The organism is Pseudomonas sp. TE4620 (assembly GCF_056279045.1).
The window spans coordinates 470034-482625 of the sequence record NZ_JBWBQO010000001.1; the positions used below are offsets into that span (position 1 = coordinate 470034).

General features: G+C 63.5%; 14 protein-coding genes. 8 read left to right on the forward strand and 6 right to left on the reverse strand.

Annotated features, from left to right (window positions below; genetic code table 11):
• Window positions 1-23: 23 nt before the first annotated feature.
• From ACZ9A3_RS02200 to ACZ9A3_RS02210, 3 genes are all read right to left on the reverse strand, one after another.
• Window positions 24-1721 (reverse strand): ShlB/FhaC/HecB family hemolysin secretion/activation protein, encoded by a 1698-nt coding sequence (locus ACZ9A3_RS02200; RefSeq protein WP_093386871.1) that lies wholly within the window; start codon window positions 1719-1721, stop codon window positions 24-26.
• Between the two features lie 151 nt (window positions 1722-1872).
• Window positions 1873-2430, reverse strand: a complete 558-nt coding sequence (locus ACZ9A3_RS02205; RefSeq protein ID WP_045196533.1) for a L,D-transpeptidase family protein — start codon at window positions 2428-2430, stop codon at window positions 1873-1875.
• 21 nt (window positions 2431-2451) lie between these two features.
• Complete coding sequence (locus tag ACZ9A3_RS02210) at window positions 2452-3006, reverse strand: NUDIX hydrolase (RefSeq protein WP_045196535.1); 555 nt, start codon at window positions 3004-3006, stop codon at window positions 2452-2454.
• A 134-nt stretch (window positions 3007-3140) separates the two neighbouring features.
• Between ACZ9A3_RS02210 and ACZ9A3_RS02215 the strand changes: the two genes are divergently transcribed.
• The 5 genes from ACZ9A3_RS02215 to purT all read left to right on the forward strand — a co-directional run bounded on the left by ACZ9A3_RS02215 (window position 3141) and on the right by purT (window position 6312).
• Window positions 3141-3740: a CoA pyrophosphatase gene (locus tag ACZ9A3_RS02215; RefSeq protein ID WP_010220257.1), complete on the forward strand. Its 600-nt coding sequence runs from the start codon at window positions 3141-3143 to the stop codon at window positions 3738-3740.
• A gap of 43 nt (window positions 3741-3783) precedes the next feature.
• Window positions 3784-4308 carry a gamma carbonic anhydrase family protein gene (locus ACZ9A3_RS02220; RefSeq protein WP_045196537.1) on the forward strand — a complete coding sequence of 175 codons (525 nt, stop codon included), beginning with the start codon at window positions 3784-3786 and terminating at the stop codon, window positions 4306-4308.
• Complete coding sequence (locus ACZ9A3_RS02225; protein WP_045196539.1) at window positions 4308-4511, forward strand: DUF1289 domain-containing protein; 204 nt, start codon at window positions 4308-4310, stop codon at window positions 4509-4511. Before ACZ9A3_RS02220 ends, ACZ9A3_RS02225 begins: the two co-directional genes overlap by 1 nt.
• A gap of 63 nt (window positions 4512-4574) precedes the next feature.
• Window positions 4575-5042 carry a 7-cyano-7-deazaguanine/7-aminomethyl-7-deazaguanine transporter gene (locus ACZ9A3_RS02230; RefSeq protein ID WP_093386864.1) on the forward strand — a complete coding sequence of 156 codons (468 nt, stop codon included), beginning with the start codon at window positions 4575-4577 and terminating at the stop codon, window positions 5040-5042.
• 88 nt (window positions 5043-5130) lie between these two features.
• Window positions 5131-6312 carry a formate-dependent phosphoribosylglycinamide formyltransferase gene (purT, locus tag ACZ9A3_RS02235; protein WP_476252098.1) on the forward strand — a complete coding sequence of 394 codons (1182 nt, stop codon included), beginning with the start codon at window positions 5131-5133 and terminating at the stop codon, window positions 6310-6312.
• 59 nt (window positions 6313-6371) lie between these two features.
• On the opposite strand, the gene ACZ9A3_RS02240 is transcribed toward purT, so the two are convergent.
• From ACZ9A3_RS02240 to ACZ9A3_RS02250, 3 genes are all read right to left on the reverse strand, one after another.
• On the reverse strand, window positions 6372-7676 hold the full coding sequence (locus tag ACZ9A3_RS02240; RefSeq protein WP_476252099.1) for an MFS transporter: 1305 nt from the start codon (window positions 7674-7676) through the stop codon (window positions 6372-6374).
• 267 nt (window positions 7677-7943) lie between these two features.
• Window positions 7944-9158: a transporter associated domain-containing protein gene (locus tag ACZ9A3_RS02245; protein WP_093386849.1), complete on the reverse strand. Its 1215-nt coding sequence runs from the start codon at window positions 9156-9158 to the stop codon at window positions 7944-7946.
• Window positions 9159-9171: 13 nt separating this feature from the next.
• Window positions 9172-9984 (reverse strand): cytochrome C assembly family protein, encoded by an 813-nt coding sequence (locus tag ACZ9A3_RS02250; RefSeq protein ID WP_045196549.1) that lies wholly within the window; start codon window positions 9982-9984, stop codon window positions 9172-9174.
• Between the two features lie 196 nt (window positions 9985-10180).
• Between ACZ9A3_RS02250 and ffh the strand changes: the two genes are divergently transcribed.
• From ffh to rimM, 3 genes are all read left to right on the forward strand, one after another.
• Complete coding sequence (gene ffh / locus ACZ9A3_RS02255) at window positions 10181-11557, forward strand: signal recognition particle protein (RefSeq protein ID WP_038996825.1); 1377 nt, start codon at window positions 10181-10183, stop codon at window positions 11555-11557.
• Window positions 11558-11796: 239 nt separating this feature from the next.
• Complete coding sequence (rpsP, locus tag ACZ9A3_RS02260; protein ID WP_028942918.1) at window positions 11797-12048, forward strand: 30S ribosomal protein S16; 252 nt, start codon at window positions 11797-11799, stop codon at window positions 12046-12048.
• A gap of 5 nt (window positions 12049-12053) precedes the next feature.
• Complete coding sequence (rimM, locus tag ACZ9A3_RS02265; RefSeq protein WP_093386845.1) at window positions 12054-12590, forward strand: ribosome maturation factor RimM; 537 nt, start codon at window positions 12054-12056, stop codon at window positions 12588-12590.
• Window positions 12591-12592 lie beyond the last annotated feature (2 nt).

The following is a 12592-nucleotide window of genomic DNA, read 5'->3' on the forward strand; positions in this document are numbered from 1 at the left end:
TCTTCTCTTTTTTGTTGTGGACTTCAGATGTTCAGTACCCACTCCAGCAGCCAGTAGCCGGGCTCCAGGTCCTGGCGGCGGGTGTTGCTGGCGTGCAGCGCGCGTTGGTAGTCAAGCTTGAGCAGGCTGTCGGGCAGGCTAAGTTCAAGGCCGGCATGGGCGCCGGCCAGGCGCTGTGCGGCGCGGCCGTGGTCGAATTTGCTCCAGCCCAGGTCCAGGCCCAGTTGCGGGCGAATCACTAGCCCGGCGGGCAGGTTCAGGGCCAACGGCTGGCTCAGGGTGTTGCGCCACGCGGCGCCGCTAGCACCAGCCGCCACCTGTTGGCGAAAGCCGCGCACGGCACTGTTGTCGCTGAGCAGCAATTGCTCGACTGCCGGCAGAGCGTCGGCGCTGTACTGCAGGTTCAGTTCGCTCTGCCAACGCCAGGGCCAGGCCGGGTCACGGCCCTGGCGCAGGTGCAGGGCGCTTGCGCGGTACTTGCGAAACTGCGGCTGCGGCGCGTTGCTGGCCAGCGGCGCAGTATCGGCGCCAAACCAGTCCAGGCCCTGGGCAATGCCCAGGTAGGCACTCCACAGGTTGGCGTCGAGCCACAGCAGGTTCAGGCCTGCTTCCAGGCTGGTAAGGGTCGGGCTTTGCACGTGCAGGCGTTGCCCGGCCAGGCGGTTGTCCAGGCGCTTCTGGTCCAGGCGCAGGCTGGCGCTGAGCAGCCCGTGCTGGTTGCGCCACAGGTTGCGTTCAAGGCTCAGGCCGTAGAACCCGCTCTGGCCACTGCTGCGCTCGCGCCGGCCCGGCAGTTGCGCCTGGTACTGCAGCTGGTTGAGGTTGAGCGCGTAGGTCCAGGGGCCGTAGGGAATGCTGTAGTACAGGCCGTAGCCGCGGCTGTAACTGGCGCCGGAACCGAGCGTCGAGGTAAGCGACAGCTGGCTGTAGTCATTGAGTTGCAACGGGCTGTCCAGGGTCAGGCTGGCGCCGACCCGCTCGCGCCCGGTCAGTTCGCTGCCGCGGTTGTCGAAGCTGCTGCCCAGGCGCCAGCGCGGGTTGATCTGCCGCGGCGTGATGAGGATGCGGGTGCCGCCTTGCAGCTCGCCGGGCAGCAGGTCGGCGCCCAGGTCGAAGGCCCGCAGCCGGTTCAGCTGGTCCATACCCTGTTCCAGTTCGCTCAGGCGCAAGGGCTGGCCGAGCAGGGACGGGAATGCGCTGTGCAGTGACAGCGGCAAGTCGGGGTCGGCCAGCTCGATCGACTCGACAAAGCCCTCGACGACCTCGATGTCCAGAGTCGCGCCTGCTTGCGGCGGCTGGCTCAGGTAGGGGCGGCTGGTCAGGTAGCCGGCTTGCACATACTGCTCGGTGATGGTTTTGAGGATCAGGTTGATCCGTGCCACGTCCATGCATGGCGTCATCAGCGGTCGCACGCTGGCTGCCAGTTCTGCCGAGCCGATTTGCCGGTTGCCAGCCAGGCGCACGCCGTTCAGCGGCCAGCAGGGCGAGGCCTCGGTGGCGGCTGGTGCTTGGCTGGCCGGTTCGGCCAATTCATCGCTACGTTGCAGCTTGCGCAGGCGTTGACGTTGCTCGAGTTGTTCCAGTTGCAGACGCTGGTCGCGTAGCGGCTGAATGCCCAGGTGTTCATGAGCACTGGCGGGATGCACCATCAACAGCATTACAAAGAGGGCCGAAGGCCGGATGACAAGGCGTGCAGCGACAATGCTGAGTGAACTGGGCATGCAGTAGCGTCCAGGAGATATCCAGATGCGTGGATTTTATGGACGCTACTATTCGAATAGATGCGCTACCGAGCCGGTAGACGAGTAGGGCCGAAGCCTGAGTTGCGAGGGAAGCTTCCGACGTGCTTGTCGGAAGCGCCTTAAGGGGCGATCAGGGGCGGATCTCGATCATGGTGCCGTCCGGGACCATGTTCCACACTTCACGCATGTCGCGGTTGGTCATGGCGATGCAGCCTTCGGTCCAGTCGAGGGTGTGGAAGACTTCTTCCGGGTATTCCTCACTCAGCGGCGTGCCGTGGATCATGATCATCCCGCCCGGCGGAACGCCTTCACGACGGGCGCGGGCGGCGTCGGTGATATTCGGGTAGGACACGTGCATGGCCAGGTTGTAGCGGTCGCTCTGCTTGCGCCAGTCGATCCAGTAGAAGCCTTCGGGGGTGCGCTTGTCGCCTTCGCGCAGCTTGGCGCCCTTGGGTTGCTTGCCCAGGGAGATGCGGTAGGTTTTCAGCGGCGTGCCGGCGCTGATCAGCTGTAAACGACGTTCGGACTTGATCACCAGGATCTTGTCGATCAGCGCAGGCTTGGGCGCTTGCGGTTGCAGTGGCGAAGGCGCGGTCTGGTCGACCGGCCGGGTGATGATGGTTTCGGTGAAACCCGCCTGGGACATCGAAGCCACACTGAGGCAGAAAAGGGCAAGCAACCAGCGCATGAAACGATATCCCTGAAAAAGCTAGGTGTTGGGTGACGAGACGAGCATGGGTGACAGGCATTCATTGCCGATCGGAAAGCGCTGCTCGATGCGGTCACGATAATAGCATTCTAGGGTACGACTGACGGTGCGGAAAGCCAGCTCGTCCCACGGGATTTCACTTTCGTCGAAAAGCCGCACTTCCAGGCTCTCGACGCCGACGGCAAAGTCCAGGTCGGCAAGCTCGGCGCGAAAGAACACGTGCACCTGGTTGATGTGCGGCAGGTCGAACAGTTGGTAGAGGCTCATGCCGCCTACGCGGGCGCAGGCTTCTTCATCGGTTTCCCGGCGCGCGGCCTGTTCGATGGTTTCGCCGTTCTCCATGAACCCGGCGGGCAAGGTCCAGTAGCCCCGGCGCGGTTCGATGGCGCGGCGGCACAACAGCACCCGGCTGCCCCAGGTCGGCAGCACCCCGGCGACAATGTTGGGGTTCTGGTAATGAATGGTCTGGCAGTGATCGCAGACATAGCGCAGGCGGGTATCGCCCTCGGGAATACGCTGAATCACCTGATTGCCGCACGCACTGCAGAATTTCATGCTTTTATTCCTGTTAGGTGCGCCTATCTTGGCGCCACTGTCCCTGCGGCCGCAAGCCGGATCGTCGCCGGGACTTGGGCGGCCCGCGGCTTTGGTGCATCATGCACGACAGGCTTTGGAATCGAGAGAGAGCAATGCTGGACGAGCTACTTCGCCGCGTGAGCAGTCATACGCCGAGTACCCTGGAGACGGACCGACGTTTTCCCGAGGCCGCTGTGTTATTGCCCATCACCCGCAGCGAAGAGCCGGAGCTGGTGTTGACCCTGCGCGCCAAGGGCTTGTCGACCCACGGCGGCGAGGTGGCCTTCCCCGGTGGTCGCCGCGATCCGGAAGACCCCGACCTGATCTTCACCGCCCTGCGTGAAGCCGAAGAAGAAATCGGCCTGCCGCCGGGCCTGGTGGAGATCATCGGCCCGTTGAGCCCGCTGATCTCGCTGCATGGGCTGAAAGTGACGCCTTTCGTCGGCCTGATTCCGGATTTTGTCGAATACCAGGCCAACGACGCCGAGATCGCTGCGGTGTTCACCGTGCCGCTGGAGTTCTTTCGCCAGGACCCGCGTGACCATACCCACCGTATCGATTATCAGGGCCGCAGTTGGTACGTGCCCAGCTACCGCTATGGCGAGTACAAGATCTGGGGGCTGTCGGCGATCATGATCGTCGAGCTGGTCAACTTGCTTTACGATGCCAACATCAGCCTGCATCAGCCGCCTGAACGCTTTACCCCCATTTGAGCGGGACCACCCGCCAGCCACGCCGCACCGTGAGGATCCACGCATGAAATACCGTCTGGGCGACCTGCGGGTCGAAACCCATCCGCGCAGCTGGGTTGCGCCGACTGCCACGCTGATCGGCAAGGTACGCCTGCAGGCCGGCGCCAACGTCTGGTTCGGCGCGGTGTTGCGCGGCGATAACGAGCTGATCGACATTGGCGAGAACAGCAACGTCCAGGACGGCACGGTGATGCACACCGACATGGGCTCGCCGCTGACCCTGGGCAAGGGCGTGACCGTCGGCCACAACGCCATGCTTCACGGCTGCACGGTCGGCGACCACAGCCTGGTCGGCATCAACGCGGTGATCCTCAACGGTGCGCGGATCGGCAAGTACTGCATCATCGGCGCCAACGCGCTGATCCCCGAAGGCAAGGAAATACCTGACGGCTCGCTGGTGATGGGCTCGCCGGGCAAGGTGGTGCGCGAACTGACCGAGGCGCAAAAGAAGATGCTTGAAGCCAGTGCCGCCCACTACGTGCACAACGCCGAGCGTTATGCCCGCGACCTGGCCCCGCAGGAGGATTGATGAGCACGCCTGAACGCCCGGTGGCCTCGCCCTGTGTGCAGATCTGCGCGCTGGATGACGCCGATATCTGCACCGGCTGCCAACGCAGCGCCGCTGAAATCACCCGCTGGGGGCGGATGGACAACAGCGAGCGGCGCCAGGTGCTCAAGCTGTGCCACGAGCGCGCGGTCGCGGCCGGGCTGATCTTCAGCGTCGGCGCATGATCCGCCGCTTGGCCGCCGGCAAGCGCTGCAGTACCCTGTAGCGCTTACCCAGCGGTCGATCCCATGTTCTTTCTGATTGCCTATATCAGCAGCGTAGTGCTGATCAACTACGCCTTCTCCAGTGCCCCGCACCTGGACGTCATCTGGTCCGCCTGGGGCGGGCTGGTGTTCATCCTGCGCGACATGGTCCAGACCCGCTTCGGCCACGGCGCGCTGCTGGCCATGCTGGCGGCCCTGGTGCTGTCCTACATCACCTCGGAGCCGGCCATCGCCCTGGCCAGCGCCACTGCCTTCGCGGTGTCCGAGCTGATCGACTGGCTGGTGTTCACCATCACCAAGCGGCCGCTGCACGATCGCCTGTGGCTGAGTTCGGCGCTGAGCATCCCGATCGACACCTTTATCTTCTTCGGCATGATCGGCGCCCTGACCCCGGCCGTGGTCGGCACCGCCATGGCCTCGAAATTCGCCGGGGTCACCGTGGTCTGGCTGGCCATGGCCTGGCGCGCGCGCAAGCGGGTGGTCACCGGCTGAGCACGGTTCATGTAAAATGGCGCTCCTTTTCACCGGGTTGCACCGAGTACGGGGCGGCCCAGGATGTTCTTCCCTCTGAGGACCTGAAATGACCCGTATCGGAACCCCATTGTCGCCGACCGCGACCCGCGTACTGCTCTGTGGCTGCGGCGAGCTGGGCAAGGAAGTGGTGATCGAGCTGCAACGCCTGGGTGTTGAAGTGATTGCCGTGGACCGTTACGCCAATGCCCCGGCCATGCAGGTGGCCCATCGCAGCCACGTGATCAACATGCTCGACGGCGCCGCCCTGCGGGCAGTGATCGAGGCCGAGAAGCCGCACTACATCGTCCCGGAAATCGAAGCCATTGCCACCGCGACCCTGGTCGAGCTGGAAAACGAAGGTTTCACCGTGGTGCCGACCGCCCGCGCCGCGCAATTGACCATGAACCGCGAAGGCATCCGTCGCCTGGCCGCCGAAGAGCTCGACCTGCCGACCTCGCCGTACCATTTCGCCGACACCTTCGAGGAATACGCCAAGGCCGTCGACGACCTCGGCTTCCCGTGCGTGGTCAAGCCGGTGATGAGCTCGTCGGGCAAGGGCCAGAGCCTGCTGCGCGGCACTGACGACGTGCAAAAGGCCTGGGACTATGCCCAGGAAGGCGGGCGTGCCGGCAAGGGCCGGGTGATCATCGAAGGCTTTATTGATTTCGACTACGAAATCACCCTGCTGACCGTTCGTCATGTCGGCGGCACCACCTTCTGCGCGCCGGTCGGCCACCGTCAGGAGAAGGGCGATTACCAGGAGTCCTGGCAGCCGCAGGCGATGAGCCCGGTGGCCCTGGCTGCATCCGAGCGGGTGGCCAAAGCGGTGACCGAGGCGCTGGGCGGCCGCGGCCTGTTCGGTGTCGAGCTGTTCGTCAAAGGCGACCAGGTGTGGTTCAGCGAAGTCTCGCCACGTCCGCATGACACCGGCCTGGTGACCCTGATCTCCCAGGACCTGTCGCAGTTCGCCCTGCATGCGCGGGCGATCCTGGGCTTGCCGATCCCGCTGATCCGTCAGTTCGGCCCGTCGGCGTCAGCGGTGATCCTGGTGGAAGGCCAGTCGCAGCAGACCGCCTTCGCCAACCTCGGCGCTGCCCTGAGCGAGCCGGATACCGCCATTCGCCTGTTCGGCAAGCCTGAGGTCAACGGCCAGCGGCGCATGGGTGTGTGCCTGGCTCGCGACGAGTCGATCGAAGCCGCCCGGGCCAAGGCCACCCGTGCTTCGCAGGCGGTCAAGGTAGAGTTCTAAGCAATCGCGGGGCAAGCCCGCTCCTACACCGGTAGGAGCGGGCTTGCCCCGCGATGATTTTACAGCTCCGAGTGGCGCGTCTCTTTCAGGCACAACACCGCAATCAGGCTCAGCACAGCTGCCGCTGAGACATAGCCGCCGACCCAGCTCAAACCGCCCATGGCCACCAGCTTCTGGGCAAAGAACGGTGCCGCCGAGGCGCCGACGATCCCGCCCAGGTTGTAGGCTGCCGACGCCCCGGTGTAACGCACGTGAGTAGGGAACAGCTCAGGCAGCAAGGCGCCCATCGGCGCAAAGGTCACGCCCATCAAAAACAGCTCGATGGCCAGGAACAATGCCACCCCCGTGGTCGAACCCGAGGTCAGCAGCGGCTCCATGGTAAAGCCCGAGGCAATGGCCAGCACAGCGCCGACAATCAGCACCGGCTTGCGCCCGTAACGGTCGCTGAGCCAGGCCGACAGTGGCGTGGCCAGGGCCATGAACAGCACCGCGAAGCACAGCAGGCCGAGGAAGGTCTCGCGACTGTAACCCAAAGTCGAGACGCCATAGCTGAGCGAGAACACCGTCGAGATGTAAAACAGCGCATAGCACACCACCATGGCCGCCGCGCCCAGCAGGGTGGGGGCCCAGTACTGGGCGAAGAGCTCGACCACCGGCATCTTCACCCGCTCGTGGCGAGCCACGGCCTTGGCGAAGACCGGGGTTTCTTCGAGCTTCAGGCGCACATACAGGCCGACCATCACCAGTACGGCGCTGAGCAGGAACGGAATGCGCCAGCCCCAACTGCGGAATTGCTCATCGGTCAGCAGCATGGCCAGGGTCAGGAACAGGCCGTTGGCCGCCAGAAAACCGATCGAAGGGCCTAGCTGCGGGAACATGCCGAACCAGGCGCGCTTGCCCCTGGGCGCGTTCTCGGTGGCCAGCAACGCCGCGCCGCCCCATTCACCGCCAAGTCCAAGCCCCTGGCCGAAGCGCAACACGCAAAGCAGGATCGGCGCCCAGGCGCCAATGCTGTCGTAGCCAGGCAGCACGCCAATCAAGGTGGTACACACACCCATCAGCAGCAAGGATGCGACCAGGGTCGATTTACGGCCGATACGGTCGCCAAAGTGACCGAACAGCGCCGAACCCAGGGGCCGGGCCAGGAAGGCGATGCCGAAAGTAAGGAACGCCGAGAGCATCTGCGCGGTGCCGGAGGTCTGCGGGAAGAACACCGGGCCGATCACCAGCGCCGCCGCAGTGGCGTACACGTAGAAGTCGTAGAACTCGATGGCGGTGCCGATGAAGCTGGCGGTGGCAACCCGTGCCGGCGAGTTGCCGGGGCTGGCCTGGGCGGTTTCGGGGTAGGTGCTGCTGGTGGTCATGCGATTATCCCTGTCAGTCGAGAGCTCCATGGGCATCGCCGCCGGCCGGGTACGAACAGGCAGGCACGGGCGTGCGCCGAAGCGAATTGTTATGGTCGCGTGACGAAACATACGCCCGTTGGGGATGGGGGCGGGCGCGGGCAAGGCTCGGGGTGTGAACCAGTACCGCTGGTGCGCGCAATGTTCAGTCAGGCTGACTGGCCGTGTGACGCCGGTGCGGGTAGCGGGCGAGACGGCTGGGGCTGGGTAAGCGTGTGGCCAGTATAGCTAGCGCTTGAGCGTCCAGACCAGTATGCGGCTGGCACAATTGTCCTCGGTTTCGAGGATTTCCAGGCGATAACGGCCGATTTTCAGGCACACGGCGCTTGCCGGGATGCTTTCCAGGGCTTCGGTGACCAGGCCGTTGAGGGTCTTCGGCCCGTCGCTGGGCAGGTGCCAGCCCAGGGTGCGGTTGAGCTCGCGGATCGACACGTTGCCTTCGATGACAAAGCGCCCGTCGGCCTGGGGGTGGATATGCGGGTTGTCGAGGCTGTGTTCGTCTTCGAACTCGCCGACGATTTCTTCGAGGATGTCTTCCAGGGTAACGATGCCCAGTACTTCACCGTATTCGTCGACCACCACGCCCAGGCGCCGCTGCTGTTTGTGGAAATTCAGCAATTGCAGCTGCAACGGGGTGCTTTCCGGCACGAAATAGGGTTCGTAGCAGGCCGCCTGCAGGGTTTCGCGGGTCAGTTCGGCCTTGGGCAGCAGGTGGCTGATCAGCTTGGTATTGAGGATCGCCTCCACCTGGTTGATATCGCTGTGGTAGACCGGCAGGCGGGTGTGGCGGCTGATGATCAACTGCTCGATGATTGCCTCGATCGGCTCGTCGAGGTTGATGCCGTCGACATCGTTGCGCGGCACGAGAATGTCGTTGACGGTGATTTTGTCCAGCGCCAGCAGGCTTTCCGGCAGGTTCAGGCGCTGGTCGGCATCCGGCTCGTCGGCGGCGTAGCTGTCGCTGTCGTCGTTGTCGTGCAGCGCTACCGCATGGCTTTGCACCCGGAACGGGCGCAGCAGCACCCGCGCGCAGCCATCGAGCAGCCAGGCTACCGGCTGCAGCAGTTTGAGCGGCACTTTGAGCAAGCTGTTGCCCAGGCCGATGAAGGCCTGCGGATTGCGCCTGGCCAGCTGTCGCGGCAGGTATTCGGCAACGATCAAAAGTACGGCGGCGGCGCCCAGGCCGGCCAGCCAGAAACCGTGCTCGCCGCTGTAGCGCTGGCCCATCAGGCAGGCCAGGGCCAATACCAGCAGCTTGCCCAGGGTCGAGCACAGCACCAGGGCCTGAGGGGTTACGGCAAGTTCGGGGTGCTCGCCGGTCTGCGGGTTGCGCCGGCCACCGTTGAGTTGCTGCTGGGCGGCGTCCACTGCGGTGAACAGCGCCGACCACAGCAGTGCCAGTGCCAATACGCCGAGTAGCGGTCCTAACGGCAGAGCGTCCATTTACCTGTGCCCGTCAGATATGCAGGATGAATTCGCGTACCAGCTTGCTGCCGAAATAGGCCAGCATCAGCAGGCAGAAGCCGGCCAGGGTCCAGCGGATCGCCTTGTGCCCGCGCCAGCCGAGGCGGGTGCGGCCCCACAGCAATACGCTGAAGACGATCCAGGCCAGGCACGCCAGCAGGGTTTTATGCACCAGGTGCTGGGCGAACAGGTTGTCGAGGAACAGCCAGCCGGACAGCAGTGACAGCGACAGCAGGCCCCAGCCGGCCCAGAGGAAGCCGAACAGCAGGCTTTCCATGGTTTGCAGCGGCGGGAAGTTCTTGATCAGCCCGGAGGGGTGCTTGTGCTTGAGCTGGTGATCCTGCAACAGCAGCAGCAGGGACTGCACCACGGCGATGGTGAACATGCCATAGGCCAGGATCGACAGCAGGATATGCGCGAGGATGCCCGGCTCTTCGTTGATCAGCGGCACCGTGCCCGACGGCGCGAACTGGGCGATCAGCGCCGTGGCCATGCCCAGCGGGAACAGCAACAGCAGCAGGTTCTCCACCGGGATGCGCAGGCAGGCCAGCAGGGTCAGGGCGATCACCGCGGTGGCGATCAGGCTGGCGGCGCTAAAGAAGTCCAGGCTCAGGCCCAGGGGCGTGAGCAGTTGCCAGAACAGCGCAGTGCCCTGGGCAATGACCGCCAGCGCGCCAAGCAGGCCGAGCAGGCGTTTGTCGGCCTTGGTGCCCTGGGCCAGGCGTGAGCCTTGATAGAAGGTCGCGGCGGCATACAGGCAGGCGGCGATGAGATTGGGTAGCAAGCTGGGTGACAAGGGGAGCATAAGTCCTGTTAGGCAAGCCCGAAAGGGACTGAGTTTGGCATAGATCGCGCCCGCCTAGGAAGACTGCCAGCCGACGGCATGGTGTGCGCTGGGCCAAGTCTTCGTTATAATCGCCGGCCTGCCCCTGCCCAAGGCCGGCCGAATACGCCAGAGGCAGCTGATAAACCTCGGTTCTACAGAGCCCGAAAGGATCACCATGTTTGAAAACCTGACCGACCGTCTGTCACAGACGCTGCGCCATGTCACCGGCAAGGCCAAGCTGACCGAAGACAACATCAAAGACACCCTGCGTGAAGTGCGCATGGCGTTGCTCGAGGCTGACGTCGCCCTGCCGGTGGTCAAGGATTTCGTCAACAAGGTCAAGGAACGTGCGGTCGGCACCGAGGTGTCGCGCAGCCTGACCCCGGGCCAGGCGTTCGTGAAGATCGTCCAGGCCGAGCTTGAAGGCCTGATGGGCGCCGCCAACGAAGACCTGGCGCTCAACGCCGCACCGCCTGCGGTAGTGCTGATGGCCGGTCTGCAGGGCGCGGGCAAGACCACCACCGCCGGCAAGCTGGCGCGCTTCCTCAAAGAGCGCAAGAAAAAGACCGTGATGGTGGTCTCGGCCGACGTCTACCGTCCGGCGGCGATCAAGCAGCTGGAAACCCTGGCGGGCGACATCGGCGTGACCTTCTTCCCGTCGGATATCAGCCAGAAGCCGGTGGCCATCGCTGAGGCGGCGATCCGCGAAGCCAAGCTCAAGTTCATCGACGTGGTCATCGTCGACACCGCCGGCCGTCTGCACATCGACGCCGAAATGATGACCGAGATCAAGGACCTGCACGCTGCGGTCAAGCCGATCGAGACGCTGTTCGTGGTCGACGCCATGACCGGCCAGGACGCCGCCAATACGGCCAAGGCGTTCGGCGATGCGCTGCCGCTGACCGGGGTGATCCTCACCAAGGTCGACGGTGACGCCCGTGGCGGTGCCGCGCTGTCGGTGCGCGCCATTACCGGCAAGCCGATCAAGTTCATCGGTATGGGCGAGAAGAGCGACGCGCTCGAGCCGTTCCACCCCGACCGTATCGCTTCGCGCATCCTGGGCATGGGCGACGTGCTCAGCCTGATCGAGCAGGCCGAACAGACCCTCGACAAGGACAAGGCCGACAAACTGGCCAAGAAGCTGAAGAAGGGCAAGGGCTTCGACCTCGAAGACTTCCGCGACCAGCTGCAACAAATGAAGAACATGGGTGGCCTGGGCGGCCTGATGGACAAGCTGCCGAGCATCGGCGGTGTCAACCTGGCCCAGATGGGCAGCGCCCAGGGCGCCGCCGAGAAGCAGTTCAAGCAGATGGAAGCGATCATCAACTCGATGACCCCGGCCGAGCGCCGCGACCCTGAGCTGATCAGCGGTTCGCGCAAACGCCGTATCGCCCTTGGTTCCGGCACCCAGGTGCAGGACATCGGCCGTCTGATCAAGCAGCACAAGCAGATGCAGAAGATGATGAAGAAGTTTTCTGCCAAAGGCGGCATGGCCAAGATGATGCGCGGCCTGGGTGGCATGATGCCCGGCGGCGGCATGCCCAAACTGTAACCCTATTCGCATCGGCGGCCTGGAAACGGGCCGACGATCGGACTCCCGCCCCGGCGGGAACAACGCAGCCTTTATATAGAGGCTGTACGAAGCGCAGATCTGCAGGCTGTCCTTTTTTACCTGGCGTAAAAAGGCATTTGCAAAAGTCCGTGTATTCCTTGAGAATATGCGGCCTTTCGGGCACCCGTGTGCCCGCTGTGCATTATGATTTGCAGCACCGACTACAGGAACGATGTTCAATGCTAACCATCCGTCTTGCCCGTGGTGGCTCTAAAAAGCGCCCATTCTACACCCTGACCGTGACCGACTCGCGTAACCCGGTTACCGGTTCGCACATCGAGCAGGTTGGTTTCTTCAACCCTATCGCTCGTGGCCAGGAAGTTCGCCTGTCCGTTAAACAAGACCGCGTTGCTCACTGGCTGAGCGTTGGCGCACAGCCATCCGAGCGCGTTGCAAAACTGCTGAAAGATGCTGCTAAGGCTGCTGCCTGAATAGTATGAGCGCGACGCCAGAAAAAGCTGATGACCTGATCGTCGTTGGCAAGATTTTTTCGGTTCACGGCGTTCGCGGCGAGGTAAAGGTCTTTTCCTTTACCGATCCGATTGAAAACCTGTTGGATTACCGTAACTGGACGCTTCGGCACGAAGGGAAGGTAAAACAGGTCGAGCTGGTCAGTGGCCGTTCCACTCAAAAGGACCTGGTCGCCAAGCTCAAAGGCCTCGACGATCGTGATGAAGCCCGTCTTCTGAGCGGTTATGAGATTTGTATCTCGCGTAGCCTTTTGCCCAACCTGTCTGCCGACGAGTACTACTGGTACCAGTTGGTGGGTCTGAAAGTCATCAATCAGGACGAACAGCTGTTCGGCACGATTGATCACCTGTTGGAGACCGGCGCGAACGATGTAATGGTGGTCAAGCCCTGCGCGGGCAGCCTGGATGATCGAGAACGCCTGTTGCCCTATACCGAGCAATGCGTGTTGAAGATCGACCTGGTTGCAGGCGAAATGAGGGTCGAATGGGACGCGGACTTCTAAGC

What these genes read in the sequence shown, in the direction of transcription:
- ACZ9A3_RS02200 (WP_093386871.1), bottom strand. Translation starts at nt 1,721, where the DNA reads ATGCCCAGTTCACTCAGCATTGTCGCTGCACGCCTTGTCATCCGGCCT.
- ACZ9A3_RS02205 (WP_045196533.1), bottom strand. Translation starts at nt 2,430, where the DNA reads ATGCGCTGGTTGCTTGCCCTTTTCTGCCTCAGTGTGGCTTCGATGTCC.
- ACZ9A3_RS02210 (WP_045196535.1), bottom strand. Translation starts at nt 3,006, where the DNA reads ATGAAATTCTGCAGTGCGTGCGGCAATCAGGTGATTCAGCGTATTCCC.
- ACZ9A3_RS02215 (WP_010220257.1), top strand. Translation starts at nt 3,141, where the DNA reads ATGCTGGACGAGCTACTTCGCCGCGTGAGCAGTCATACGCCGAGTACC.
- ACZ9A3_RS02220 (WP_045196537.1), top strand. Translation starts at nt 3,784, where the DNA reads ATGAAATACCGTCTGGGCGACCTGCGGGTCGAAACCCATCCGCGCAGC.
- ACZ9A3_RS02225 (WP_045196539.1), top strand. Translation starts at nt 4,308, where the DNA reads ATGAGCACGCCTGAACGCCCGGTGGCCTCGCCCTGTGTGCAGATCTGC.
- ACZ9A3_RS02230 (WP_093386864.1), top strand. Translation starts at nt 4,575, where the DNA reads ATGTTCTTTCTGATTGCCTATATCAGCAGCGTAGTGCTGATCAACTAC.
- purT (WP_476252098.1), top strand. Translation starts at nt 5,131, where the DNA reads ATGACCCGTATCGGAACCCCATTGTCGCCGACCGCGACCCGCGTACTG.
- ACZ9A3_RS02240 (WP_476252099.1), bottom strand. Translation starts at nt 7,676, where the DNA reads ATGACCACCAGCAGCACCTACCCCGAAACCGCCCAGGCCAGCCCCGGC.
- ACZ9A3_RS02245 (WP_093386849.1), bottom strand. Translation starts at nt 9,158, where the DNA reads ATGGACGCTCTGCCGTTAGGACCGCTACTCGGCGTATTGGCACTGGCA.
- ACZ9A3_RS02250 (WP_045196549.1), bottom strand. Translation starts at nt 9,984, where the DNA reads ATGCTCCCCTTGTCACCCAGCTTGCTACCCAATCTCATCGCCGCCTGC.
- ffh (WP_038996825.1), top strand. Translation starts at nt 10,181, where the DNA reads ATGTTTGAAAACCTGACCGACCGTCTGTCACAGACGCTGCGCCATGTC.
- rpsP (WP_028942918.1), top strand. Translation starts at nt 11,797, where the DNA reads ATGCTAACCATCCGTCTTGCCCGTGGTGGCTCTAAAAAGCGCCCATTC.
- rimM (WP_093386845.1), top strand. Translation starts at nt 12,054, where the DNA reads ATGAGCGCGACGCCAGAAAAAGCTGATGACCTGATCGTCGTTGGCAAG.